Source organism: Leptolyngbya sp. AN02str, assembly GCF_050565595.1.
Taxonomy (GTDB): Bacteria; Cyanobacteriota; Cyanobacteriia; order Elainellales; family Elainellaceae; genus Kaiparowitsia.
Map to the genome: position 1 here is coordinate 182,597 of NZ_JBNXVR010000007.1, position 24,399 is coordinate 206,995.

At 53.4% G+C, this 24,399-nt stretch carries 20 protein-coding genes; 10 read left to right on the top strand and 10 right to left on the bottom strand.

What is annotated here, in order from left to right:
• Nucleotides 1–38: 38 nt before the first annotated feature.
• A complete protein-coding gene (locus ACQ4M4_RS07835; protein ID WP_430683922.1) occupies nt 39–1,901 on the top strand; it encodes a R3H domain-containing nucleic acid-binding protein in 1,863 nt (620 codons plus the stop codon).
• Nucleotides 1,902–2,188: 287 nt separating this feature from the next.
• Here ACQ4M4_RS07835 and rsmD read toward each other — a convergent pair whose 3' ends face one another.
• From rsmD to ACQ4M4_RS07860, 5 genes are all read right to left on the bottom strand, one after another.
• Nucleotides 2,189–2,752, bottom strand: a complete 564-nt coding sequence (gene rsmD / locus ACQ4M4_RS07840) for a 16S rRNA (guanine(966)-N(2))-methyltransferase RsmD (protein WP_430683923.1) — start codon at nt 2,750–2,752, stop codon at nt 2,189–2,191.
• A 52-nt stretch (nt 2,753–2,804) separates the two neighbouring features.
• Nucleotides 2,805–3,449: an imidazole glycerol phosphate synthase subunit HisH gene (hisH, locus tag ACQ4M4_RS07845; RefSeq protein ID WP_430683924.1), complete on the bottom strand. Its 645-nt coding sequence runs from the start codon at nt 3,447–3,449 to the stop codon at nt 2,805–2,807.
• A gap of 80 nt (nt 3,450–3,529) precedes the next feature.
• Complete coding sequence (locus tag ACQ4M4_RS07850; protein WP_430683925.1) at nt 3,530–4,036, bottom strand: DUF4112 domain-containing protein; 507 nt, start codon at nt 4,034–4,036, stop codon at nt 3,530–3,532.
• Between the two features lie 95 nt (nt 4,037–4,131).
• Nucleotides 4,132–4,605 carry an NUDIX domain-containing protein gene (locus tag ACQ4M4_RS07855; RefSeq protein WP_430683926.1) on the bottom strand — a complete coding sequence of 158 codons (474 nt, stop codon included), beginning with the start codon at nt 4,603–4,605 and terminating at the stop codon, nt 4,132–4,134.
• Nucleotides 4,606–4,815: 210 nt separating this feature from the next.
• Complete coding sequence (locus ACQ4M4_RS07860) at nt 4,816–6,117, bottom strand: dihydrolipoamide acetyltransferase family protein (protein ID WP_430683927.1); 1,302 nt, start codon at nt 6,115–6,117, stop codon at nt 4,816–4,818.
• A gap of 86 nt (nt 6,118–6,203) precedes the next feature.
• On the opposite strand from ACQ4M4_RS07860, the gene ACQ4M4_RS07865 reads away from it, so the two are divergent.
• On the top strand, nt 6,204–6,371 hold the full coding sequence (locus ACQ4M4_RS07865) for a hypothetical protein (RefSeq protein ID WP_430683928.1): 168 nt from the start codon (nt 6,204–6,206) through the stop codon (nt 6,369–6,371).
• Nucleotides 6,372–6,387: 16 nt separating this feature from the next.
• Here ACQ4M4_RS07865 and ACQ4M4_RS07870 read toward each other — a convergent pair whose 3' ends face one another.
• Together ACQ4M4_RS07870 and ACQ4M4_RS07875 are read right to left on the bottom strand one after the other, a co-directional pair.
• Nucleotides 6,388–6,837 (bottom strand): YlqD family protein, encoded by a 450-nt coding sequence (locus ACQ4M4_RS07870; RefSeq protein WP_430683929.1) that lies wholly within the window; start codon nt 6,835–6,837, stop codon nt 6,388–6,390.
• Between the two features lie 107 nt (nt 6,838–6,944).
• Nucleotides 6,945–8,855 carry an AMP-dependent synthetase/ligase gene (locus tag ACQ4M4_RS07875; protein WP_430683930.1) on the bottom strand — a complete coding sequence of 637 codons (1,911 nt, stop codon included), beginning with the start codon at nt 8,853–8,855 and terminating at the stop codon, nt 6,945–6,947.
• A 276-nt stretch (nt 8,856–9,131) separates the two neighbouring features.
• Here ACQ4M4_RS07875 and ACQ4M4_RS07880 point away from each other — a divergent pair, with 276 nt between their 5' ends.
• The 3 genes from ACQ4M4_RS07880 (at nt 9,132) to ACQ4M4_RS07890 (ending at nt 12,009) form a co-directional block, all read left to right on the top strand.
• Complete coding sequence (locus ACQ4M4_RS07880; protein ID WP_430683931.1) at nt 9,132–9,557, top strand: DUF427 domain-containing protein; 426 nt, start codon at nt 9,132–9,134, stop codon at nt 9,555–9,557.
• Between the two features lie 665 nt (nt 9,558–10,222).
• Nucleotides 10,223–10,831 (top strand): DUF3038 domain-containing protein, encoded by a 609-nt coding sequence (locus ACQ4M4_RS07885; RefSeq protein ID WP_430683932.1) that lies wholly within the window; start codon nt 10,223–10,225, stop codon nt 10,829–10,831.
• Nucleotides 10,828–12,009, top strand: coding sequence for a DUF4335 domain-containing protein (locus ACQ4M4_RS07890; protein ID WP_430683933.1), 1,182 nt, complete (start codon nt 10,828–10,830; stop codon nt 12,007–12,009). Before ACQ4M4_RS07885 ends, ACQ4M4_RS07890 begins: the two co-directional genes overlap by 4 nt.
• A gap of 199 nt (nt 12,010–12,208) precedes the next feature.
• Here ACQ4M4_RS07890 and ACQ4M4_RS07895 read toward each other — a convergent pair whose 3' ends face one another.
• Entirely contained in the window at nt 12,209–12,898 is a 690-nt protein-coding gene (locus ACQ4M4_RS07895) for a hypothetical protein (protein ID WP_430683934.1), read from the bottom strand.
• Between the two features lie 908 nt (nt 12,899–13,806).
• Between ACQ4M4_RS07895 and ACQ4M4_RS07900 the strand changes: the two genes are divergently transcribed.
• The 3 genes from ACQ4M4_RS07900 to ACQ4M4_RS07910 all read left to right on the top strand — a co-directional run bounded on the left by ACQ4M4_RS07900 (nt 13,807) and on the right by ACQ4M4_RS07910 (nt 18,248).
• Nucleotides 13,807–14,763, top strand: a complete 957-nt coding sequence (locus ACQ4M4_RS07900; protein WP_430683935.1) for an OmpA family protein — start codon at nt 13,807–13,809, stop codon at nt 14,761–14,763.
• Nucleotides 14,764–15,572: 809 nt separating this feature from the next.
• Nucleotides 15,573–16,268, top strand: a complete 696-nt coding sequence (locus ACQ4M4_RS07905; protein ID WP_430683936.1) for a hypothetical protein — start codon at nt 15,573–15,575, stop codon at nt 16,266–16,268.
• Nucleotides 16,269–16,301: 33 nt separating this feature from the next.
• Nucleotides 16,302–18,248: a peptidoglycan D,D-transpeptidase FtsI family protein gene (locus tag ACQ4M4_RS07910; RefSeq protein WP_430683937.1), complete on the top strand. Its 1,947-nt coding sequence runs from the start codon at nt 16,302–16,304 to the stop codon at nt 18,246–18,248.
• Between the two features lie 178 nt (nt 18,249–18,426).
• Here ACQ4M4_RS07910 and ACQ4M4_RS07915 read toward each other — a convergent pair whose 3' ends face one another.
• Nucleotides 18,427–19,857: a DEAD/DEAH box helicase gene (locus ACQ4M4_RS07915; RefSeq protein WP_430683938.1), complete on the bottom strand. Its 1,431-nt coding sequence runs from the start codon at nt 19,855–19,857 to the stop codon at nt 18,427–18,429.
• A gap of 9 nt (nt 19,858–19,866) precedes the next feature.
• The gene (gene rimO / locus ACQ4M4_RS07920) at nt 19,867–21,234 is read right to left on the bottom strand and encodes a 30S ribosomal protein S12 methylthiotransferase RimO (RefSeq protein ID WP_430683939.1); all 1,368 of its coding nucleotides are present in this window, start codon (nt 21,232–21,234) and stop codon (nt 19,867–19,869) included.
• A 740-nt stretch (nt 21,235–21,974) separates the two neighbouring features.
• On the opposite strand from rimO, the gene btpA reads away from it, so the two are divergent.
• Nucleotides 21,975–22,820, top strand: a complete 846-nt coding sequence (btpA, locus tag ACQ4M4_RS07925; RefSeq protein ID WP_430683940.1) for a photosystem I biogenesis protein BtpA — start codon at nt 21,975–21,977, stop codon at nt 22,818–22,820.
• A gap of 151 nt (nt 22,821–22,971) precedes the next feature.
• On the top strand, nt 22,972–23,925 hold the full coding sequence (locus tag ACQ4M4_RS07930; RefSeq protein ID WP_430683941.1) for a vitamin K epoxide reductase family protein: 954 nt from the start codon (nt 22,972–22,974) through the stop codon (nt 23,923–23,925).
• Nucleotides 23,926–24,399: the final 474 nt, after the last annotated feature.

The window sequence follows — 24,399 nt, forward strand, 5'->3', positions numbered from 1 at the left end:
ACCAAAACATCTTTCGGTTATTCATTAGCAACGAACCTATGACGTTTAACGCGAACCACGTTCCGACTGAAACCCCATCGGCGCAGCCTGTGAATGGTTCTTCGCCGTCTCCGTCCCAGCCATTGCAAATTACAGATGATCTGGATCTGCTGCTGGCCATTTTGCCTGATTACATCCGCTACCCCCTCGAACAGCATCCTCTTCGCAATGTGCTCGTTGAGGTGGTGCTCGACTTGGGCCGACAGCCCGAGGCCAGATTTCCGGGTTCTTCCGAATATTTAACGAATGAGCCCATCACACGGGCCGATCTGCAATATTGTGTCGATCGCGTAGGTATCTTTAGCGGCGACAACCGCGCAGGAATTGAAAAAACCCTGCACCGCATTAGCGCCATTCGCAACCGGGCTGGCGACGTGATTGGATTGACCTGTCGCGTCGGTCGAGCGGTGTTTGGCACCATTGGCATGATTCGCGATCTGGTGGAAACTGGAAAATCCATTTTGATGCTGGGTCGCCCTGGGGTGGGTAAAACCACTGCCCTCCGCGAAATTGCCCGTGTATTAGCCGACGACTTTAACAAGCGAGTCGTCATTATTGACACGTCGAACGAAATTGCTGGCGATGGTGACATCCCGCACCCCGCACTGGGACGGGCACGCCGCATGCAGGTGGCACGCCCCGAATTGCAGCATCAGGTGATGATCGAAGCGGTGGAAAACCACATGCCCGAGGTCATTGTGATTGATGAAATTGGCACGGAGCTGGAGGCGATGGCCGCTCGCACGATTGCCGAGCGCGGTGTGCAACTGGTGGGAACAGCCCACGGTAACCGCATCGAAAACTTGATGAAAAACCCCACCTTATCGGACTTGGTTGGGGGCATTCAGTCGGTAACGCTGGGGGATGATGAAGCCCGTCGGCGCGGTAGTCAAAAGAGTGTGCTAGAGCGTAAAGCCCCGCCCACATTTGATATTGCAATCGAAATGCTGGAGCGGCAAAAGTGGGTGGTGCACGAAGATGTGGCCGTGACCATTGATATGCTGCTGCGGGGCAAGCAGCCTGGTTATCAGGTTCGCACTGTGACAGATGAGGGCGAAGTTTCCATCACTCAGGAAACGCCGCCGAATCCCGGAGCCAATCGTCCGCGATCGCTCCCCTTGGGGGATGGATTTAGTTCGGGCAACCGCGAAATGCGTGGTGGCTGGCGTATGTCGGGCCAGATGCGTCCTGTGCCCAGCTATATTGAGCCAAAGGCGCCCAACCCGCCCGCCAGCTTTGCTGCACGGGCAGATCATCAGTCATTTGACGAGTTGCTGAACTCCTCGTTGGAGCAGGCGAGCCCTCGGTTAGTGGAACCGTTTGCCGATGAGCACACGGTTGGCCCCAACGGAGAAGATTTGCCAATTCATCTTTATCCGTATGGGGTGAGCCGTCACCAAATTGAGCAAGTGATTCGTACGCTACATTTGCCGTTTATTTTGACCAAAGACCTAGACGAAGCGGATGCGGTGTTGGCGTTGCGATCGCACATCAAAAACCACTCCAAACTCCGCCAGCTAGCCAAAACCCGCGAACTCACCATTTACACGGTGAAGTCCAACAGTGTGCCGCAAATTATTCGGGCGCTGCAACGGATGATGCGGCTCGATGAGGACGGCATCGAAGCCCCAATTGATCTCAACTTGTTTTCGCGCGATGGCGATGAAGACGAGCTGGATGCCCTGGAAGAAGCACGGCTAGCCGTAGAGCAAATTGTGATTCCTAAAGGTCAACCGGTGGAACTGCTGCCGCGATCGGCTAAGGTGCGCAAGATGCAGCACGAGCTGGTGGAGCACTATCGGCTCAAGTCTTCTAGCTTTGGCGATGAGCCCAATCGCCGCTTGCGGATTTATCCTGCCTGATGGGTGGCGTTATCCAAGCGGTAGCTGTTTCGGCATGGCTGAACCTTCTGCTCTGTTGGCTGGATGGCTTGAGCCGTGCTGCAATTCACCTCATCTGTCCCAAGCAAAATCTATCCAGAGCAGAATCTATCCAGAACCTGAGCTTTGGATAAGCTAAAGTGCCCATTTACGTGCGCGACGCGCACGCAAATGGGCTTTTCTGAGGTTTGCGCGTCGCGCAAACCTCAGAAAAGCCCTTAACCGAAACTGACGTTATCCAGAGCAGATCTTGCTCTGGAACCTGCTGGCTAGCGATGCGCAAAAAATGCTAGGGAGATATTGCCATAGGTCTTTTGGCGAATCAACTCTAGGGGCGCGGCAGCAGCGACCAGGGTGCTGAATTCTTGGGGCCGCCAACGATTTGTGGCGTGCTCTAAGGACAGTTCACCGTCGGGAGCCAGAAGGTTGTATTGGGCGATCGCCTTCACAATCGGCTCATACAAGTCGCTAGCGTAGGGCGGGTCCACATAAATGCGATCGAACGTTTGCCCTACCAGGGTCGGCAGTTTTTGCAGCACATTGCCGCGCACCAGCCGAAAGGCTTGATCGGGTGTGGCAACCTGGCTCCAGTTGTCGCGAATGATGGCACAGGCCCGAGGCGATTGCTCAATCCCAACCACGAGCGTTGCCCCCCGGCAGAGTGCTTCTGCCGCCATAGAGCCACTGCCGCTGCATAGATCAAGCCAGCGGCACCCGTCCACCTCTCCCTGCCAAATGTTGAATAGGGCTTCTCGTACCCGAGCAGGCGTGGGGCGTGTATCTTGCCCAGACAACGTTTTTAGCGGGCGATTTCCATAAATTCGAAGACTCATGCTGATTTTGCTGTTTACCTGATCCAGATGAGCAGCTCTCCATTCAGGGCATTTAACCGACGTTGGCCAATAGTTTGGAATTGACCAACGCCACAAAGTTTGCCAACAGTTGCAGCCCTGCAGTTGAGGACTTTTCGGGATGGAACTGTACCGCCATAAGGTTGTCACGGGCGATCGCGGCTGTCACAGTTTGAGACCCATGGGTAATAGTGGCTGCTGTAAAGCTAGAGTCACTGGGATCTGCGTAATAGGAGTGAACAAAGTACACCCAGGGATCGGCTGGCAACTTCTGCCACAAGGCCAAGTCCGGTTGCGTGAGCTGAAGCTGGTTCCAGCCCATGTGGGGAATCGTGATACCCGGTTCGGGTTGAAAGCGCCGTACCACCCCAGGAACTACACCTAGTCCCAGCTCCTTGCCTTCTTCGCTGCCTTCTAACAAAATTTGCAGACCCAGGCAAATGCCCAAAAATGGCTTACCGCTGGCAATAATGTCGCGCAGGGGATGAATCAAATCGCGCGATCGCAAATGTTGGATAGCTGGGTCAAATGCTCCCACTCCAGGCAACACAACTGCATCTGCCTGTTGCAGATCCTGTACCGAGTTGGTCACCAGTGGGGTTGCGCCTGCCTGTTCCAGCCCTTTGCAAGCTGAGTGCAGGTTGCCCATGTCGTAATCCACCACTGCAATCCGCGCCATGCGTTTATCCCCTCAAAAAAACGCTTACCTTACCATAGTATCTGTATGGTAGCCAGGATCTGCAGGATAGCCGCGCCGGATCAACCCACTGCCCCACCCGATGTCAACAAGCTCCACACAAACTGCAGCAATAGGGTGACAAACACGGCAACCCCCACCACAATGCCAATCACGGCGATCGCCATCACGATTAAAAACCATCGACTGGCCGGTTTCCCAGGGGATGGATCGGCAAAGTGAGCCTCCAGCAACGCCAAGTTGCGAGCATTGGCCTTCCACACCACATCAAACACATCTCCCGCAATGGGCACCGACCCCAACACCGTATCGGTCAGCAAGTTAGTGAACATTTTGACTAGAGTTTCCCGAGGGAGTCGCAGCCGAATCGCTTCTAGAACGATATAGCTTGCGATCGCCGTACTCAACGTATCGCCCCCGCCCGGAATCAGCCCCAACACCGGATCCAGCCCCACCCGGAATCGTGTTCCCGGAATCCGAACCGCGTTGTCTAACACCAGGCTCAGGGTGCGCACCCGGCGCAAAACGGCAGTATGGTTTTGGGATTTAGGACGAATCGGAGCAGCCATAGGTTCAGGCAACCTGCGTTAAGACATGAAAGGGGTGGATGACGAAACGCTCCTAGCTTACTTGGTTCTTCGGGTTTGTGCTACATCGTTTTGTGCTACATCGTATTGCGTGATACCGCGTCGTGGTGATCGCCATGGGTCAAATATCCTGCCGCGTTCAACGCTTCCCAACAGCGGGTGGAGCAATCCATCTGGTGCAATGAGGCAATCGGGAGCCATTGAATGCCGCGATCGCCCACCTCTGCATCTTGACTCTTCAGCTCTGCCGGACGCGACAACACCGAGCAGCGGTACACAATATTGAGTGAATGCAGCACCTCTTCTGGTTTCCAGGCATAAAAGCCCTCTACCACCGTCACCAACCCATCAACCTCAAAGCTTTCAATTCCGGTTTCCTCGCGCACCTCACGCTCTAATGCTACGAGTAACGGTTCATCGGGCAAAATCCCTCCACCGGGCAAATCCCAGCAATCCGGTTCAGGTGGCGTCGTTTGATGAAGCAGCAACACATCTCCCCCATCGACAAACAACCCCACAACACTGACTCTCAGGCGAGTTGATGGCTGCATCGCTGTCCTCAATTTAGGCTTCCAATCCAAAACAATAGCTCGGCGTTTGAATCTCGGCTTCATAAAAAAACGTGAGTTTTGGCAAGTCAAAAAGCCCTTCGCCGCAACGGACGTTAAAAAATTGGCTCTGCCCAACTTCCTGTCGAGAAAGTCGAGCAGAGCCGAAATCGTCAAGACGACTGATTATCAAGGCATCGCAGAATCAATGTCTTACATTGTCAGCGATTGAACATCGGTTTCAATCAACTTGGCCAAGTCTTGCAGGAAGGCCGCTGCATGAGCGCCGTAAATGATGCGATGGTCGCATGTGATGTTGACCTGCATCTGAGACTTCACACCCAGCAACCCATCGGGAGTCGCCACCACTTGAGGCCGCGAAGCACCGATCGCCAAAATGGACCCTTGACCCGGCGGCAAAATAGCGTCAAATTGGCTGACTCCAAACATGCCCAAGTTCGACAGGGTAAAGGTGCCACTGTTGTACTCATCGGGCTGGAGCTGCTTTGCCCGTGCGCGATCCACCAAATCCTTCCAATTGCGAGAAAGGGAGTACAGGTCGAGCTGGTCAGCGTTTTTCAGCACAGGGGTAATCAAGCCGCCATCATCCATGGCAACGGCGACTGCCACGTTGATGGCATTGCTGTACTGGGTGCCCTGGTCGCTGTAGCTCGCGTAAAGTAGGGGATGCTTTTTGAGGGTGACAGCAACAGCTTTGGCTAACAGCGCTGTCATGGTTACCCCCTTGGACTTCACCTGCTTGTACAGTTTGTCCAAATTATCAGTGGTGATGGCATAGCTAACGTGGAAGGTGGGCACGTTGAGGCTGGCCATCATGTTGCGAACCACCGCCCCTTGCAAGGTGGTGAAGGGAGTGAGCTGACCTGGAGCCGCTGGCGCTGGAGTTGGAGCCGGAACCGGGCGAGGAGTCGGAGCGGGGGCGGGGGCGGGGGCAGCGGGGGCTGTTGCCACTGGAGTTGCGGCTGGAGCTGCGGGTGCTGGGGCTTTGCCAGCAGCACGCTCAACGTCTTCTGCCACGATGCGACCATGGGGGCCACTGCCCTTCAGGGTTGATAGGTCAACTTTCAAATCTTTGGCGAGTTTGCGAGCGCGAGGGGAAATGACGGTGCGGCCATTATGAGAAGCACCGTTGCTGGCTGCAACTGGAGATTCGACAACATCGGGCACGGTGGCAGGGGCGGGTGCAGGTGCAGGTGCCGCACTGCCACCCGAGCTCTTACCGGCTGCTTTTTGCTTGGCCTCTTCAATTTCGGCTTCGGTTTCGGCAATGAGGGCGATCGCCTCTCCGACCGGGGCCGTTCCTCCCGCTTCCACAATAATGGTTGCCAGGTAGCCCTCGTTGAAGGATTCCACATCCATGTCGGCTTTGTCGGACTCCACCACCAACACGGTTTCCCCTTTTTCCACCTTGTCGCCAGGAGACTTAAGCCAAGACACAATTTTGCCTTCGGTCATGGTGGAACTGAGGGCAGGCATGAAGACTTCGTAGATCATGGAGTGACTTCCGACTTGATGACTAGAGTGAACAATGATGATGGCAACAATAAATTCTATCGCGAGGCGGGACGCGATTTGGTAAGATGCCTGGGCAATGCAACAGCTGGCAACCCTCTATTGTGGCGCGATCGCCCAGAGAGAACTGTTTGGCGGAACACGTTGGGCTTTTGGGGTTTGGTAGCCACCATAGCCAGCTCAACCGAGCCAAGCGGCGAGAGTGCATGGGTAAGCGCAAATGGGCTCAGCCGTGATTCCACCAACAAGCGGCTACAGGTCGCCGCGAATTTCTTCCACAACCCCATCTTTCAGCACAATTTCAACCTGCATTTTTTGCACCAGATTGTCGCCTTTTTCAACGCGGAAAAAACCTTCCATTTGACCTTGGGGAACCTCTTGCCCGTTGGTCAACAGCTGAACCTTCTGTAACTCTTGCAAAATCTGGTTCTTGCGTTCCCAAATTTCGGTGCGCTTTTGGTTGGCCTGTAGCTGAACATTATTGATCTGCTGAGCGATCGCCGGATTGACTGGCCCAGGCCCTTGCTTTTGCAACTCAGCAATCATGCGCTGAGCCTGAGGCTCTAGCTGTTGTAGCTGACCGTCCAGCTGGTTAATTTGAGCTTGGAGTTGCTGTTGCACATCCTCTTTCCAGCGATCGGTCACTATGACCTTGATATTGACAAAACGTTTGAGCAGGAGATTGGGATTGGAAAGATCCATGCGATGAAGGTGGAAAAACGGCAGCAAGATTTGATGTGATCCAAACCGAGACTCACGCTGCGTCAAGCCTTGACGAAGAAAATAGCGCTAGGCTCATGAACCTGGGATCAAACAAACATACCGTCAATCATACTGCGATAGCGTTCCATCACGACCGCCCGCTTTACTTTTAGCGTTTGAGTCAACATGCCGTTGTCGACCGTAAATGGCTCCGTGAGCAAGCGAATGGGACCAATGCGATCGTCGGGCCGATAGCCAGGGCGATTGGTCACTTCTCGGTTTAACTCTTGTCGGAACAAATCCTGCACCGCTTTGCTGTCCAAATCCACATGGCCAGTTGCCGCATCGACTGGTAGATTTTGCGCCTCGGCCCAGGTTTTTAGGGTTTCAAAGTTGGGGACAAGGAGGGCACCCAAAACCTTTTGGTCTTGCCCGACCAGCATGATCTGGTCAATGTAAACGCTGCGCATACAGGCGTTTTCAATCGGCAGAGGCTCAATGTTTTCGCCATTGGTGAGCACAATCGTATCTTTGGCGCGGCCCGTAATGGTGAGATCGCCCCAGGGGGAAATCCAGCCCAAGTCTCCTGTATCAAACCAGCCTTCGGGATCGATGGCCTTTTGGGTGGCTTCGGGATTTTTATAGTAGCCCTTCATAATTTGCCGACCCCGCACCAAAATCAGCCCTTGTTTGCCAACGGGCAAGTCTTGGCGCGTTTCGGGATCGACGATGCGGGTTTCGGTATAAGGCAGGGCTTGGCCATCGGCTCCACGAATGTTGCGACCGGGTCGCCGCACGTGGGTAATGGGTGAGGTTTCTGTCAGGCCATAGCCACTGAGAATATTGATTCCTACAATCTCAAAAAAGTCTTCTAGGTGCTCAGCAATGGAGCCACCGCCACTCACCACAAATCGAAAGTATCCGCCCAATCCGTCGCGTACTTTTTTGTACACCAGCTTGTCGCCGAGGGCATGCACTGGGGCTAGCGCGGCGACCTGTGCGGCAGCAGCCAGCCGATCGCCCATGGAGGGATTCAAATTATCAATATTCAGGCCCTGAATGGTGCGACGCGCTTTGATGTAGCGATCGCTCTTGTCCAGGAAAAAGTTCACCAGCTTTTGCTTGCTTTCAGGCTGGTCCCGAAACTGTTTTTGCACGCCTTCATAAATGGAATCCCACAGGCGCGGCACGCCCACCATGTACATGGGCTTATAGTCTTTAATATCTTTTTTGACGAAGCGAATGTTGGTGTAGATCTGGCTACAGCCGTTGGCAAAGATAAAGTACTCAAACGTGCGCTCGTAGGAGTGCCAGATCGGCAGAATACTGAGGACGCGATCGCCCGGACGCAGATAAACCACCGTGCTGGCCCCCGCCACCTGAGATAGCAAATTGCCGTGGGTGAGCATGACCCCCTTGGGCTGACCCGAAGTGCCCGAGGTGTACAGTAGCGTTGCCACGTCATCCCGCGTAGGGGTGACGGACGGGAGCGTTTGGTTTTGGCCCAGCTCCAGCAGTTGCTTAAAGGTCAAAATCTTGAGGCCGGAGATCTCGGGAGGCGTTTCATCCGAGAGGAGAATGACGCGATCGACGGGCAAGGGCTCGTCGTTCAGCAGCTTCTCCAGCACGGCCACATTTTCCACCACAAGAGCCACACTGTCGCTGTGGGAGAGAATGTAGCGCAGCTCGCTTGCTTCTGCCTGGGAACCCCGAACGGCGTTGACTACGCCCAGCGCCATCATGCCCTGATCGGCAATCAGCCAGCGGGGCTGGTTATCCGAAAACAGCGCCATGTGTTGTTTCGGCTGAATGCCTAGTGCGTGCAGGCCCTTGGCAAACTGCTGAATCTGCTGATACAGCTCGGCATAGGTTAGCGAAACGGTCGGCGTGGCGTGGGGATCGTTTAGCGCCACAATCGACCCAAACCGCTGTGCTGCGATCGCCCACATTTCTGGGATCGACTGCACCTTCTCGTAATATTTGGGGTCCGTTGCATTTGCTATTGTCGCAGCGCTCACCGCAGTTACCTCACATTTGATATCACACAGTACAGCTCAATACAGCTATGGCAAGCTGTTTCAACCATTTGCCTTGATCTATCTATCGACAGCATGCAGCTATACAGCAAGCAGCAACTTCCATTCCTTCGTAGCCTCACTGTAATACTGCATCGCAATCCCTCGTTCACCAAAGACCTGTCCGTTCAAACTTCTTAATTTCCGAAGCTGGCTTGGTGCCAACTATGCCAGCTAGGGGCATAGGCTGCAGACAGGGCAACGAATGGTTCAACCGACATGTTCAAGCTGATTTGGACGAGCGATCGCTTTCAGTTAAGCCTATTTCGTTCAACGCTAGAATGGCATACGGTGCAGACGGAACCTGATCTGTCCCAAACTTCCCATCATGAACGTTCGTCGCATACCGGAGTAGAACCAATGCCAAAAGCAACCTGGAATGGAGCTGTAATCGCCGAAAGCGATCAATGCGTTGTAGTCGAGGGAAACCAGTACTTTCCCCCTGATGCCATTAAATCTGAGTACTTTCAGCCTAGCAACACTCACACCACCTGCCCCTGGAAAGGAACGGCCAGCTACTACAACGTGGTAGTTGATGGGCAAACCAACGCCGATGCCGCTTGGTATTACCCCACAACCAAAGATGCCGCCAAGCAAATTGAGGGCTATGTTGCCTTTTGGCGTGGGGTCAAAGTGGAAGCCTAAAGCCCCCTGCTCGCAAACCTAGACCAACCACAAATGCACCCATGGTTAATGCCCTGTTGATGAACAAACCCCTGTTCAACGACACGGCAAACTGATGCAGTTGAATGATGTTTGGTGCTAAGAGGACATCTGAAAAGTGCCTAAAGCTTCGTGTATTGCCCTCATTCCTTGTGTTTCCCTCTCCCAAATTTGGGCGAGGGGAAAGGGTTTGCAGCTCTCCTTCTCCCAATATTCTCCCAACATTGGGAGAAGGGGCTGGGGGATGAGGGATATTTTTGCTTCTCAGACATCCTCTAAGCGCCCCAAACATCATGCAACCCCGTAGTTGTTCGGAGGCAGTGCGTCGGTTCTACGAGAGAAAACGGTCAATGTTTTAGACATGTGGATGTTGGCTGTAGAAGTTGATTGTACGAAGGGGTGTGGATTTACCCTTCTGCAACCAACGTCCACAAATGTGAAACGCAACCAATGTGAAACACACCTGGGAAAACGTATTGGTTTTCCCCTTTACGGGCACAATAGTGGTTGGCGCTCAGTCAGAATGGGTGGAGTCGGTCAAAAACCGAATTCTGTCTCATACTCTGGCGTACATGCAAATCCTGGCCGATTGTTCGTAAACAGCCAGGGCTTTGCTAAAATTTCAGCTGATTCTGGCGTAACGATTCATGCAAGTCGATAGTCCTCCCGCATTGTCGAGTCCCATTATTTTAGAAACGCTGCCCGATATTTCTGGCGTGGGCGATTCGTTTCCACGGCGGGCACGAGTGCAGCTTGATCTGCTGTTACTCGGCATTGAGGCGCTGGATCTGGATGGTTCGGAAGCATTATTGGCGATCGCTAAAGATCTGGAATTGCAAGGCATTGTCAAAGATCGCGTCAATCTGTGGCGGATGCGCTGCGCCAACCCGTTGCGCAAGTATGGCAGTCAACGGAGAGAACTGTCCCATGCTGAGGCAAAAGCCCTCACGCTCATGGTCTGTCATTTGGCTCGTCGGCTTACCGCACTGATTCGGCAACTGCTGCTGGCCTACGACCAATTGAGCGATCGCCAGCTTCCTTTAGAGTCCTCCTATCGGCTGAGCGAGTATTTGGAGCGGTTTCGAGCCCATTTCCGTTCCCGGATGAACCCCAAGCGAGCCGCTGTCATTCCGTACATGGATGACGACAAGCTCAATAGTCTAGCCATGAATGTGTTGAACCAACTATTGTTTTGCACGGGTACGGCGGGGCCACAGCGCCTTTGGTCTAGCCTGTTTGATGGAGAAGTAGCATGACCCTGCAACGAGAGTATTACCTACCAAACTGCAAGCTTGTGGTGGAAGGGGTTGCAGACGATGTGAGCAATCCAGCCTTTGCAGGACGGCCTCCGATGTCAATTGTGACTCATGTGGAATGCCACCTATCGGGAGTGGAACCGCCGCTGACGGGTGGTCGCGAGTTTTTAGAAAGCTTGGCGGCGGTGGTGAGTGGCTATGCGCAAGAGTGCTTGAGCGGTATCTCCCATTTCTCTAGCCGCACTCACCATGGCGCAGCAGGTTCGGTTCATATTGAGCGCATGGGTGCCGAAAAACATCGCCTCACGCTGGTCTCTTCCACTGGTACAACTGCCGCTGACAATGGGGCGATCGCCACGGCAGCTCCTGCAACTCGGCAAATTGATTTACAAACGGTTCAGCTATTTGACCTGGTTGAAGCGATTGACCAACTGCTGAGCGATCGCCAAACCCTACCCGGTCTTGAACTCAACCTGGCTCCAGTATCACGCCGTTTTGCCTCGACTCAGGTGTCTGCAACTCAGCGGTTCTTGCCCGCCGCATTGGGATTAGCTAGTTTAGTCGCCGCCGGATTTGCCCTCTTCTTCCTTCCCATTCCCGAACGACGGCCCGAGCCAGAACCCAACAGCACCGAGTCTCCGGCTGCTTCGCCTGCGGCCACCACTGGTGCTTCGCCCAATCCACCAGCAGCGATCCCAGCTGAAGCATTGACTGAAGAGGATGCCTCGCCGGAGGCCACCCCATCACCGCAGGCTGAGTCGGATGCAGATGCAAGCGAGACTACGGCACAGTCTGTCGCCAGCTCCGCTGACGATGCTGAATCGAACGCGGAACAACTGCCAGATGCCCTCAATGCCCCTGCCGAAATTACCGAGGTGGAGCAGCTGGATCAACTTAAGCTGCAATTGCGCGACAGCCTGGATACGGCATGGACCCAAGACACCAGCTTTGATGAAGAGCTGGTGTATCGGGTATCTGTGGCGCAGGATGGTGACATTTTAGGATTCCGCTATTTCAACGACGCGGCAGTTCAGTATGTAGGACAAACGCCTCTGCCTGATTTGCGCTATAACCCAGCGGGTAGCCCTCCTCCCGAAGCTGTTGCGGATTTTCGGGTTGTGTTCACTCCGCAAGGAGTTGTCCAGGTCAGCCCCTGGTATGGCACTCCACCGCAATAGTGCGACCCAAACGCCCGGCTTTTCATCGGCTTGGCCGACTAGCTTGTTGACGAGTCGCTTGCCTAGCCTTGCTCAAACCTGAGTTTTGGATAAGCTGAAGTGCCCATTTTGCGTGCGCGTTGCGCACGCAAAATGGGTTTTTCTGAAGTTTGCGCGCCGCGCAAACTTCAGAAAAACCCTTAACCGAAACTGACGTTGCTCAACAATGCGCTTGGGGACCTGCCCATACGTGGGTCATATAGTTGCCATAGGTCATGGGTTGGTCATCGGCCACGGCATGGGTTTGTCCGTAGGGATCGACCGCCCACAGCGGCCAGTCGGGTTCTCCTAGCATGCCTGCCCGAAACAATACCTGATCGGGCCGACGGCAGCTCCAACCTAGCAAAATCGCATTCGTGTATTCAATGCCAATTGGAGACAACGTTTTGGTATGGCTGCCTTGCTCATCCCAAATGACGGCAAAGTCAGATGCAACGTTAGAACCAAACAGTGACTCAAATTCGCGAGCCAAGATGCGATCGCTCTGGGCAGACCACGCAACGGGAATCAAAATTGCAATGCTGCCGGGTGCGGCGGTCTCCGTTTCAGCGACAAAGGGGTTATTGGCCAATGGAGAAGATGCCGTCACCGTTTGTAAATCCCCAGAGTGCAAGTTTTCAATAAACAGCACGCTACTCACCCGGCTGTGAACAAAATTGCGCTCTACTCGCATTTGAATGCGGCTGTAGGCTGCATACTGACCATTCGGTGAAATTAATGCTTGCGTTCGGTAATAGCGCAGTCGAGAAACCCGGCTGGTTTGGTGAGCCGTTTGGGTGGCCAGCACCCAATTCCACGGTACCGGAAAGGGACTGTTGAGCGGATCGATTTGGACGGGTTGCTGCGTCATAAAAAGCTCCGAAAACGCACCTGATTGCAGACTAGTAATGAACTCTCTCCCGCAAGCGATTGGGGTTGGTTGACTAAGTTGACTAAGATGTTGAGCATGTTGCGCCAAAACTGATTGTGGCCAACGAATTGCGGGCAACTGACTGGGCGCAATCAATGATGAGCCACCGATGCTACGGGTTGCCAGTACAGGCTTACGGGCTGCAACAAAGGGACTTACGTCAACACGGGCGTCAGCAAGCTAATGAACAGAAAACACACTGGAAGAGGTGTTCGCAGCGCAGCAGGCATGGACATGGGTAGATCACACCTTGCAAGTCCAACCCGAGATTGGGTGCCAACCGTGAGAGCGATACAACGCCGGGCGATCGCCAGATATACTACCAGCAGCACCAGTAGCGATATCCGGACAATTTCAGGAGCTTGGGTTTGATGACAATGTGCTGAGGGTTGAGCAATTTAGGATCAATCACTTTAGGGGAATGACCGAATTGCGACGAGTAATACAGCTTTGAGTCTGGATGTGGAAAGAAGCAGTACCGCCCCGTAAAAGTAAAATACGGATGCAATACCGATGCCCTAAACAGGGTGGCTTGATGCTTGATACAGTCGCGAGCAGCTCCACCAGCCCAACTACCTGATTCAGGTATAACAAGCGATCGCCCAACCAGACACAAGAACCCGAAAGTCTTTAAGAGATTTAACGTGATCCTGAAGAATCAAGCTTTCGCAACATTTAGGCTAAACTTGGAAACGCCTGGCTAGTTTGTGAATCTAGTTCCTGCAAGCTCAGGTTCTTATCGCCTGGTTTGATAGCGTGTCTGGGTTCTGAGCTTGATGTTTCCCTAATCATTTGCATGCTGGTTGATGTCCATGCAAACGGTTCTGTTCGTCACATACACCTGCCATATGACCCAAACATCTTCTCAACAACCAACGGAGCCTAAGCCTAATCGGCCTCGAAATAAAGCGAAAGCAAAACGGCCACGCAGCCCTCTGGTTGGCTTATTTGTTATCCTGTTTCGGCTATTGCTGCTAGGGGTTGGCGGCAGCTTGGCCTGGGTAATTGGTATGGCGATCGCGCAGATGTATCCCTCGTCCTCAACTGACCCCCCGCTTGCCGAGCAAGTCCTGCGCTGGATCGATACCACCGGACAAAGCATTGAGAATCTTGCTCCTGGAGCCTCGGCGCCTTCTCCCGATGGCAGCCCAACGCCCAGCAGCAGCGCATCCCCAAATCCCACCCCGGCTGCCTCGGCTCCGGCTGCGACAGAGCTGTCGGCAGATGAGCGAGAACAAGCCGAAACTGAACTTGCTGCCTTACGCACCGAACTTCAAAACCTGAACGAACGCGCTCGTGAGTTGGCGACTCAGGTGGACAGCCCCGAAATCGGCACTTCTATCGAAGCCCAGCTTCAACAAATTGAACAGCGGCTTGATCCTAATGCGGTTGCTGCTTCAGCCGAGAACCCCGATCCAACCTCCGTCACGGTTGCCGATGCATCGCAGCGCAACAGTTTGCTAATTACCCTGCCGGCCGATGCCCTGTTCACTGAAGACGAGCGATCGCTCAAGCCAACGGCTGAACCCATTCTGGCCAGCATTGCCAACGATTTGCAGTCCTACCCAGGGGCGCTCATTCGCATTTCGGGCTACACCAACAGCCAATCTAACGATGCGCTCAACCGATCGCGCTCCTATGAGCAAGCCAAATTGGTTGAACAACAGCTGAAGGAAACCTTGGGCGATCGCTATCGGTGGATTACGGTTGGCTATGGCGATACCCGACCTTTGGCAGAAGGCGGCAATACCGACAATCAGCAACGGAACCGCCGTATCGAAATTGCCATTGAGCCTCGAAACTAGAGTCGCGAGCGGCTGGTAAACCATGCGATCGCCCGGCAGGCGAACAGTACAGGCTGTCGATGAGTCGCCCCTGTCTGGTCTTGTTTGGGCTGTGGTGAGTGGGTGCATCTTTAGGAAATGGCGAGCATTGACAAATGGTGAGCATTGGCGCGGCGTAATTTGGGCAAGAGCGCCTATCCGGAATGAATTTTGCAAAAATTCCTGCGACTGGGCTGCCAAAGATGCTGCTGAGCCCGGTCAACGTGCGATCGCGTCTTGGTCTCGCTCTACTTCGTGATCCCAGCATTGCGCCTTTAAACAGCTTTCGAATGCGCAACAAAAATCGGCTAAAAAGTTGAAGGAAATTAAAATCAACCGACTATGATGGGTGTCAGATATAGTCAGGTTTTTTTGTTGGCTATGCTGCTGCTTTGGCAATCGATTGCGAGTGCCAAAACGGCAACCAACGATTGGGTAGTGCTACCAAGCCTAACCAAGCCTCTTCAGTACAGGCCATCGTGCTGAAAAACATGTCAAGGGCGATTCGCCCCTGGCACAAAGCAAGCGGATAAGCTAACCTGCAACAGCGTTGGTGTCATCTACCATGCGGCAGGTTTGCCTCTCGTTATTCGCAGGAGGTGCACCATGGGTAACCCCAATGCACCTGTTCTGCATTCACTTATTTAAGATTTCATGGTTTGGTTTGGTAGCAAGGAGTATAGGGAATGACGGCTTCTCCTCAACCAATGAGGCGCCCATCTCGGAGTCGCTCGAGGTGGTCTGTCACGCATCCGCCAACTGTTGAGCAGGATAGCCGACGCAAGCTTGCCATGTTTCCTCCATTGCGCGACGCTTTGAGTGATGTCTCGCCTCATGCGATCGCCCCAATCTCTCAGGCCCCAATTGTGCCGGTTTCTCGGCATCTGGAGTTGCCAGCCCCAACGGTTGAGGTTATGGCTCCGTTGCCCACCACCCCAACCGAAATTGTGTTGGCCCCACCTCTGCCTAAAAGCATCGCCAAGGCTCCGCCCATTGTGGTGAAGGCGCGCCCTATCAAACCCAAGGCACGGCCTTTACGTCTCAAGGCAAACGCTTCAGCCACCGCGAAAGCAGACACCACACAGATCGGCTCTGTTCGCCCTTTTCCGGCCGCTCAGCAAACGCCTACATGGCTCAAAAAGCTGCTCATGGCTCAGGCCATTTCCAATCCCTTGACGCTGGTGTTGGTCATTGCCGCCGGAATGGTTTATGCGGGCACAGTCTACACTCAGCAGATGTGGAGCCGAAGCTATAGCCGATTGGAATCCTTGCAGAGCCAAGAGCGCCAGATTATTGCCGCTGATGAATCCCTAAAGCACCAAATGGCTCAACAAGCGGCCAAGGCTAACAGTGGGTTAACCCTTCCCACAACCGACCATACTATTTTTTTGCCGGCGCCATTACCGCTTCCGGCTGCTTCCATGCAGGCCCCTCAACCAACGCTACCAACGCCCCAAAACCCGGCTTCTCGGCCTTTGGGCTACTAACCTGGGTTATCTCTGTTCCTGTTGCCCTGATTTATGCCTACCTTCGATCGTTCTCGCTCCCAAACGTCGATGCGCCGTGTACGCCGAAGAAGTTCTGCAACGGGTACGGCTACTCGTGTCAAACCGCGATCGCGCATGGCTGCAAATGGGCGATCGCCTCGTCGGATTGCCCAGTCTGGGAGGCGCATGTTGGCTACCAGCCGCAAGTCTGCAAAACGTCGTCCCAAGCCTGCAGTTGCGGCGCGGGTACCGCGTCTGCGATTGATGATGGTCTTTGGCGTTTTGGCCTTTGGGGCAGTGGGGCTCATGCTCAATCTGGTGCGCCTACAAGTTTTTCAGGCGAATGACTTAAGGGAACAAGCCAGGGCGCAGCAAACACTCTATGTCAAAAATCAGCTGCCTCGACGGCCCGTTGTGGATGTCCGAGGCAATACGGTGGCGATCGATCGCCCGGTGTATACCCTGTACGCCCACCCCCGGTTGTTTAAAGAATCAAAAGCGGCGATCGCAGAAGCCATTGCGCCCATTGTGAACCAGCCTTCCCAGTCGCTGTATGAACTGTTCAACACGGGGGAGAGTGGCATTGAAGTTGCCTATACCGTGATCGAAGATTCGGCCAATCGGTTGCGTCGGCTCCGAATTGATGGCTTAGAGCTGATTGAGCGGCAGCAACGGCTTTACCCACAGGAAGATTTGATGGCTGAGATTGTGGGTTATGTGAATGCCGAGCAGCAGGGCCAGTCTGGGGTGGAGTACAGTCAGCAACAGGCGCTACAGCGTCGAGTGCGCGATCGCGGATTTGCCCTTAAGCGAACGGGTGATGGCTCCATCCTGCCCGAAAACCTGCCGCCTGGGTTTCCCTACCAGGATGATCTAACGCTCAAGCTGACGGTTGACAGCAACCTTCAGCGCATTGTGCGAGATACTCTGCGCAAACAAATGCAAGAGTTCAGCGCCAAGCGCGGGGCGGTGATCGTCATGGATGTCCACAGTGGCGCAATTCGGGCCTTGGTCTCGGAGCCTACCTACAACCCCAACGAGTATTACAAATTTGATCTGGAGCGGATGCGCAACTGGATCGTGACTGATGCCTATGAACCAGGGTCCACATTTAAGCCAATTAACGTGGCGATCGCTCTAGAATCTGGCAAAGTTCAGCCCACCGAGTCCTTTAACGATGAGGGACAAATCTATGTGGGTGAATGGCCGATTCAAAATAACGACTATAGCTACAGCGGCGCTCGCGGCATGCAAACGCTGACGGAAATCGTGCAGTATTCCAGCAACGTAGGCATGGTTCGTCTCATGCAGCGACTGTCTGCCGAAGAGTACTACCGCTGGATTCAAAAAATTGGCTTGGGCCGTATTACGGGTATCGATCTTCCCTTTGAGGCTGCAGGCTACGTCAAGGACAAAGAGTTATTCCTCAACGATCCCATCGAGCCTGCGACCACCGCATTTGGACAAGGCTTTTCTCTAACGCCCATTCAGCTGGCTCAGTTGCATAGCAGCCTGGCAAATGGGGGGTTCTTGGTAACGCCACATGTGGTGCAAGGGTTATATAACGACCAGCAACAGTTGTATTGGCAACCCTCACTCCCAGCGCCTAAGCGGGTGTTTTCTGCCAAAACGACCCAAGCCGTTTTACCGATGATGGAAGCAGTGGTTGAGGATGGCACCGGCAAAATTGCCCAAATCAATGGCTATCGAATTGCAGGCAAAACGGGCACAGCCCAAAAGGCCAGCGCGCAGGGAGGCTACTTAGCGAATGCCCGCATCACAAGCTTTGTGGCACTCTTCCCATCGGATGCTCCGCGCTATGCAGTTCTCGTTGTGGTTGATGAGCCCAAAGGAGACAATGCCTACGGCTCTACCGTGGCAGCCCCAATCACGAAAGTTGTGATGGAAACTCTCATTTCAACTGAGGGGATTCAACCATCCGTTATGCCTAGCAGTAACCTTTCAGACGAAGATCAATAGCGTGTGCCGCGCAACTCTCAGAAAATCCCTTAACCGAAACTGACGTTCAAATACGTTGAAGGGGAAGAGGTCTTGACCTCTTCCCCTTCAACGTCTACACCTGTCTACACAGATAAACAAACGTCAGTTTTCTGCCAGTTCAGGAGTGCCTGTTTTTTAAGACAAGCACTCGGCTGAGTTAGCGTTGATGAGACGGAGTGGACCGACGATCGCGCTTAACGGGTTTGGGCTTGGGTCGACTGGAGCCATCGCCTCGCAGACGAGGGCCATCATTCGCCGGGGCTTCATCCACCCAGTTTTGCTCTTGGCGAGTCCAGGCTGGACGGGTTGCATCATAGGCCATCTGCAATGCTGCAGCGGCGATCGCCCGCATGTCGTACTCTTCGCTTAGGTTGGTCACAATTGGCAGGAAGGAAGCAAGGCGATCGCCCGCGAGCGCATCCTTCAACTCCGATTGCAGTTTCACCAAGTGGCGTGCCTCGATCTCGGCGCGAGTGGGAATTCGTCCCTGCTCCAAGCGCTGACGCACGTGGTGCTCAATATCGCGCAGCTTGCGACGATCCATGGGCGAAATCAGGGAAATTGCCGTGCCTTCCTTTCCAGCACGCCCGGTTCGGCCAATTCGGTGCACATAGCTTTCCACACTATCGGGAAGGTCAAAGTTCACCACATGGCTCAGATCTTCTACGTGTAGGCCACGAGCCGCAATATCGGTAGCCACTACCCAGCGAACTTGGCGCTGGCGGAACCTTAGCAATAACCGCTCACGCTGAGCCTGACTCAAGTCGCCGTGGTATTCATCCACGCTGTACCCTGCGGCCTGGAGCTGACGGGTTAGGTCTGCCGCAGTTTTACGGGTGCGCACAAAAATCAGTGCCGACTCGGGATCTTCCAGTTCCATGATGGGCTGAAGGGCGCGAGCCTTGGTCCAGCCGCGAGGTACCGTATAGGCAACCTGATTAATGCGGGTGGGAGCGGCTTTGGGCTGCTCAATGCTCACCGTGACGGGCGATCGCAAAAACTTCGCGGCCAGCTCCCGAATGGTGGGCTCCATCGTGGCTGAGAAGAAGGCCGTCTGTCGCTCCGGTGGAGCTTGACTCAAAATGCGCTCAACATCTTGAATAAAGCCCATGTTCAGCATTTCATCGGCTTCATCCAACACAAACCAGTTCACATTGTTTAAGCGCAAGTCGCCTCGCTTTAGCAAGTCCAGCACTCGACCGGGTGTACCGACCACAATATGAACGCCCCGTTGCAGCTTGCTGATTTGCAGCTCAATAGATTGTCCGCCATAGGTAGGCAGTACGCGCAAACGGCGATCGTCACTAAAGTTGCGAATTGATTGATACACCTGCATAGCCAGCTCGCGAGTTGGCGTCAGGATCAAGGCTTGAACTGTCGGGTTTTTGAGGTCAATCTGCTCTAGAATGGGCAGCGAAAATGCCGCAGTTTTGCCCGTTCCAGTCTGGGCCAATCCAACAACATCTCGCCCCGATAGCAAGTGGGGAATGGCTTGCGACTGAATAGCAGTTGGTGCTGTAAAGCCAATTTTCTCAAGATGATGCGCACGTGCCTCAGATAGACCCAGGCTAGTAAATGAAAAGGTCATTCGATCTCCTTATCGTGATTGAACTGAGACACGATCGATCGCGCCTCGAAGTTGAGTGGACGCATCTGCAACACGTCCGAACAAGTCATAGGTATCTGCCGACTCGATGAGAACCGGCACCATTGCTCCTAACCGAGCTTCACCTTGCACGTACACCAACCCATCGACATCGGGGGCAAAGCGGGCTGAGCGTCCAATGAGTTGTCCCGTTTCTGGATGCTCTTGCTCAATGAGCACATCCACAACCTTGCCAATTTCAGCCTGGTTGCGTCGCAGCGAAATTGGCTGTTGAGCCACCATCAAGCGATCGCGCCGGACTTCCATCACCTCTTGGGGTACCGGGTTCGGCAGGTCAAAGGCGGCAGTGCCCTCTTCTGGGGAAAAGGTGAACACACCTACGTGATCAAACTCATGCCGCTGAACGAAGTTGAGCAGGTGCTCAAAGTGCTCATCGGTTTCACCAGGGAAGCCCACAATAAATGTGGTTCGCATGACAGCATTGGGCAAAGCCATGCGCAGGCGATCCATGATTTTGTCGTTGATATCGGCCTGCCAGGGGCGGTTCATGGCCCTGAGCACCGTTGGGTGCGAGTGCTGCAACGGTAAATCAAGGTAAGGCAATACGTTGGGGGTTTCGCGAATCGCATCGATTACTTTGGGTGTTAGGCCGGTAGGATAGGCGTAATGGATGCGAATCCAAGGAATTTCAACTTTACCCAATGCCCGAATGAGTTCGGCTAGTTTGGGTTCGCCGTATAAATCTAATCCATAGTTGGTCGTGATTTGAGAAATCAAGATGATTTCCTGGACACCCTCAGCCGCGAGTTGTGTTGCTTCGGCCACGATGGACTCAATGGAGCGGGATCGCTGGTTTCCTCGCAGATGAGGAATGATGCAAAATGCACAGCGATAATCACAACCCTCTGCTACCCGCAAGTAAGCGACTCCCTCAGTCGTTGTGCGGTAGCGAGGGACAGACTCATCGGCAATGAAGGTGGGCTGTGCCGAAATTTCGGTGACCCGCTCTCCCTGCTCGACGCGTTGAATCACATCAACAATTTTTTGATAATCTCCAGTACCCACAAGGGCGACAGCTTCGGGCAACTCATCCAGCAGGTCTTGCTGAAAGTGTTGGGCCATGCAGCCTGTGATCACAATCTTTTTGTTGGCCTCGGCGAGTTCTACTAAAGCACGCACCGATTCTTCTCGAGCGGCCTGAATAAAACTGCAGGTATTGACAATAACAAAATCAGCGAGGTCTTCGTTAGAGTCAACTGAGTAGCCTGCTTGCACTAGCAAGCCCAGCATATGTTCTGTGTCGATACGGTTTTTCTCGCAACCCAAATGGGTTACTGCAATGGTCGGTTTATTACCCATGCACTTGCAAATTTAGGAAACTCGTCAAAAATCGATGAGGTAAGGCTTAAACAAAAGCAAAGAGAAGTCTTCGAACAGTTGAGAACGAGGCGATCGCTCAAACAACGGACTGTCTCCATGCTTCCAAACCCATCGATCTTACACACTACGTGCCAAACTGCCTGGGTGGAGCCTTCAACCGCAATCGCATCTAATTACCTCAGCTATCTTAACGCAAATTAATGCAAAATTTATTACATAACTACACAATTTCTGAAAATCTCTCTAAAAAGGAGCTTGTAGAGTTTGCTGTTTGCCCAAGCCTCCAGCGGGAATCAGCATTCTAACCTGGGATAGATGTTCTCTAGTAATTGTAATTATTTGCAAATTGGGCAAGCTAAACCTTCAGGTGCGATCGCCCGGAATAGGCGAGGGTCTCTAGTCTATATTCTCGCCTCTGCCTCAACTAGCCCCGCGTGGATTGACGGTGTTTGGACTGACGGTGTTTGGATGGATAGTGTTTGGATGGATGGTGTGTGCGATTTCGTAGGTCTTCAACTGTTCGCCTCTTGCTTTGAATGGGTTAGCAGAATCGCCAAAAGCAGCGGAATCTTCTGTCTTGAATAGTTACCTCAAAGTAAGCAAGGCTCAGCCCTATCGCGGTTCCCCATTGCTGTTAGAGTTATTTATAAGGAGCAATGAGGCCATTTTGCTGCATCATTGGTTCTGTTGAACATCCGAGTCCGAAGCTTTGTAGACACGTGGACTTAACGCAGATATTTAAAACCGATCACCCCATTGTTGGTGTGGTTCACCTTTTGCCCTTGCCGACGTCTCCCCGTTGGGGCGGCAGCCTCAGGGCTGTCATTGATCGCGCTGAGCAAGAAGCAACGGCCCTTGCTTCGGGCGGTGTCGATGGCATCATTGTTGAAAATTTCTTTGATGCTCCTTTTACCAAAGGCTCTGTTGATCCCGCTGTGGTGAGTGCGATGAGCCTGATTGTGCAGCGCCTGATGAACCTGGTTACGTTGCCAATTGGGGTCAATGTGTTGCGCAACGATGCCCAAAGTGCCATGGCGATCGCCACTTGTGTGCAGGCTCACTTTATTCGAGTCAATGTGCTGACTGGTGTGATGGCCACTGACCAGGGCTTAATTGAGGGCCAAGCCCATCAGCTTTTGCGCTACCGCCGAGAGCTTGGCAGTGATGTCAAAATTTTGGCGGATGTGTTGGTGAAGCATGCTCGCCCGTTGGGATCGCCCAATCTTACAACTGCTGTCCAGGAAACTATTGAGCGAGGTCTGGCAGATGGCATCATTCTTTCGGGCTGGGCAACTGGGAGCCCGCCGAATTTGGAAGATTTAGAATTGGCCAGTGCTGCTGCCAACGATACGCCGCTTTTTATTGGCAGTGGAGCCAATTGGGAAAACATTCCCCAATTGATTCAGGCTGCCAATGGGGTGATTGTTTCTAGCTCGCTGAAGCGGCGAGGCAAAATTGAGCAGCCCATTGACCCAATTCGCGTGAGTCAGTTTGTAGAGTCGATGCGACGCAGTGTAACTGCAAAAACTGAGCTTGCTGCCCCGTCAACGGTGGTGGTGTCATAGGTTGTGTCGTAGATGCTGTTTCGGGTCTGGCAGTGGCAAAATCGACAAAACTTTCTCAGCGATCGCGCATCTATCTTCTTCAGACATTTGTTAGATTAGGCCAAAATAGAAACAACGTCTCTCTAGCCGTCATTTACTAGATACACAAGCTATGGCTCGCCGTCGTCAAACCCCCTGGCTCCATCGGTGGTCGCGATACTTTATCGGAGCGATCGCCATTTTGGGTGCGCTCAACACCGCCTATCTCACTGCCACCAAACTCTTTGGTGGTGAGACCGTGTGTCCCACCAGTGGATGTGAGCAGGTTCTTTCCAGCCCCTATGCCGAAGTATTTGGGCAGCCCCTCGCGCTGTTTGGTTTGCTGGCTTATTTAGCGATGGCGGCTTTTGCCTTTGCACCGATGGCCGTCAACCCCGACAAAGACAAAGCGCTGCACAACAAGATTGACAACACCACTTGGCTACTGCTGCTAGCAGGCTCAACCGCCATGCTAGTGTTTAGCCTTTACTTGATGTACATCATGTATACCAAGTTCGTGCTGGTGTATGGGCCGCAGGCTGTGTGTTTTTATTGCATTGCTTCTGCTGTCTTTGCTTTGGGCATGTTTACGTTTACCCTTTTGGGCCGCAGTTGGGATGATATTGGTCAGCTGCTGTTCACCAGCGTGCTGGTAGGCATGATTACCCTCGTGGGTACGTTGGGTGTGTTTTCCGGAATCAATGGCGATGGTTCCACCGCTCAAACACCCGGCTTCACCGTTCCTGCTGTAACCACCGTTTCTGGTCCTGCAGAAATTCAGCTGGCAGAACACCTTAAGCAGGTGGGTGCAGTGATGTATGGCGCATATTGGTGCCCCCACTGCCACGACCAAAAGCAGCTCTTTGGTGAAACCGCTGCCAAGCAGATCAACTATGTTGAATGCGCACCCGATGGCGCCAACTCTCAAACCAGCCTGTGCCAGTCCAAGACTGAGGTTCGCGGCTACCCAAGCTGGGAAATCAACGGCACATTCTACGCTGGAACCCAAACCTTGCAACAGCTTGCCGAGCATTCTGGTTACACCGGGCCTACCAACTTCCAAAATAGTCTTGGTTTTGGTGGATAAAACTGGGGTAGCAATGCTGCCATCTGGTTAACAGGATATCTACACACCGAATTGGGGGATCACACATTGTGTGGTTCCCCAATTTGTTTTGATCGGGTTTCCTTAGGGTGAAAACAGCAGACGAAGGTGCCTAAAGCGTTTATCAAGAGTCCTCCTGCACGAATGGCTGTTTGTAATCATGAAGTGTGGCTCAGCCGCGCCACACCACACTTTATATCGGATGCCTAAATATTTATTTTTATGAATTTTTTCGGGGATGGAAACTCTAAAATCTGCGATTCCAGCCAAGAGTTGGCCATGAAAGTTTCGGCGATCGCAGCGATAAAGCTCTTCTCACCAGCATTTTGGCCGACATTCCGCAGGTTGCTCTGGGAATTAAAGGGAGTGGGGATAAGCTGAGGGAGACGAGTTAGGATCGCCCCCTTGCAGATCGAGAACTTGGACCACTTGGGACTGATTGCGGGTGTTATTGAT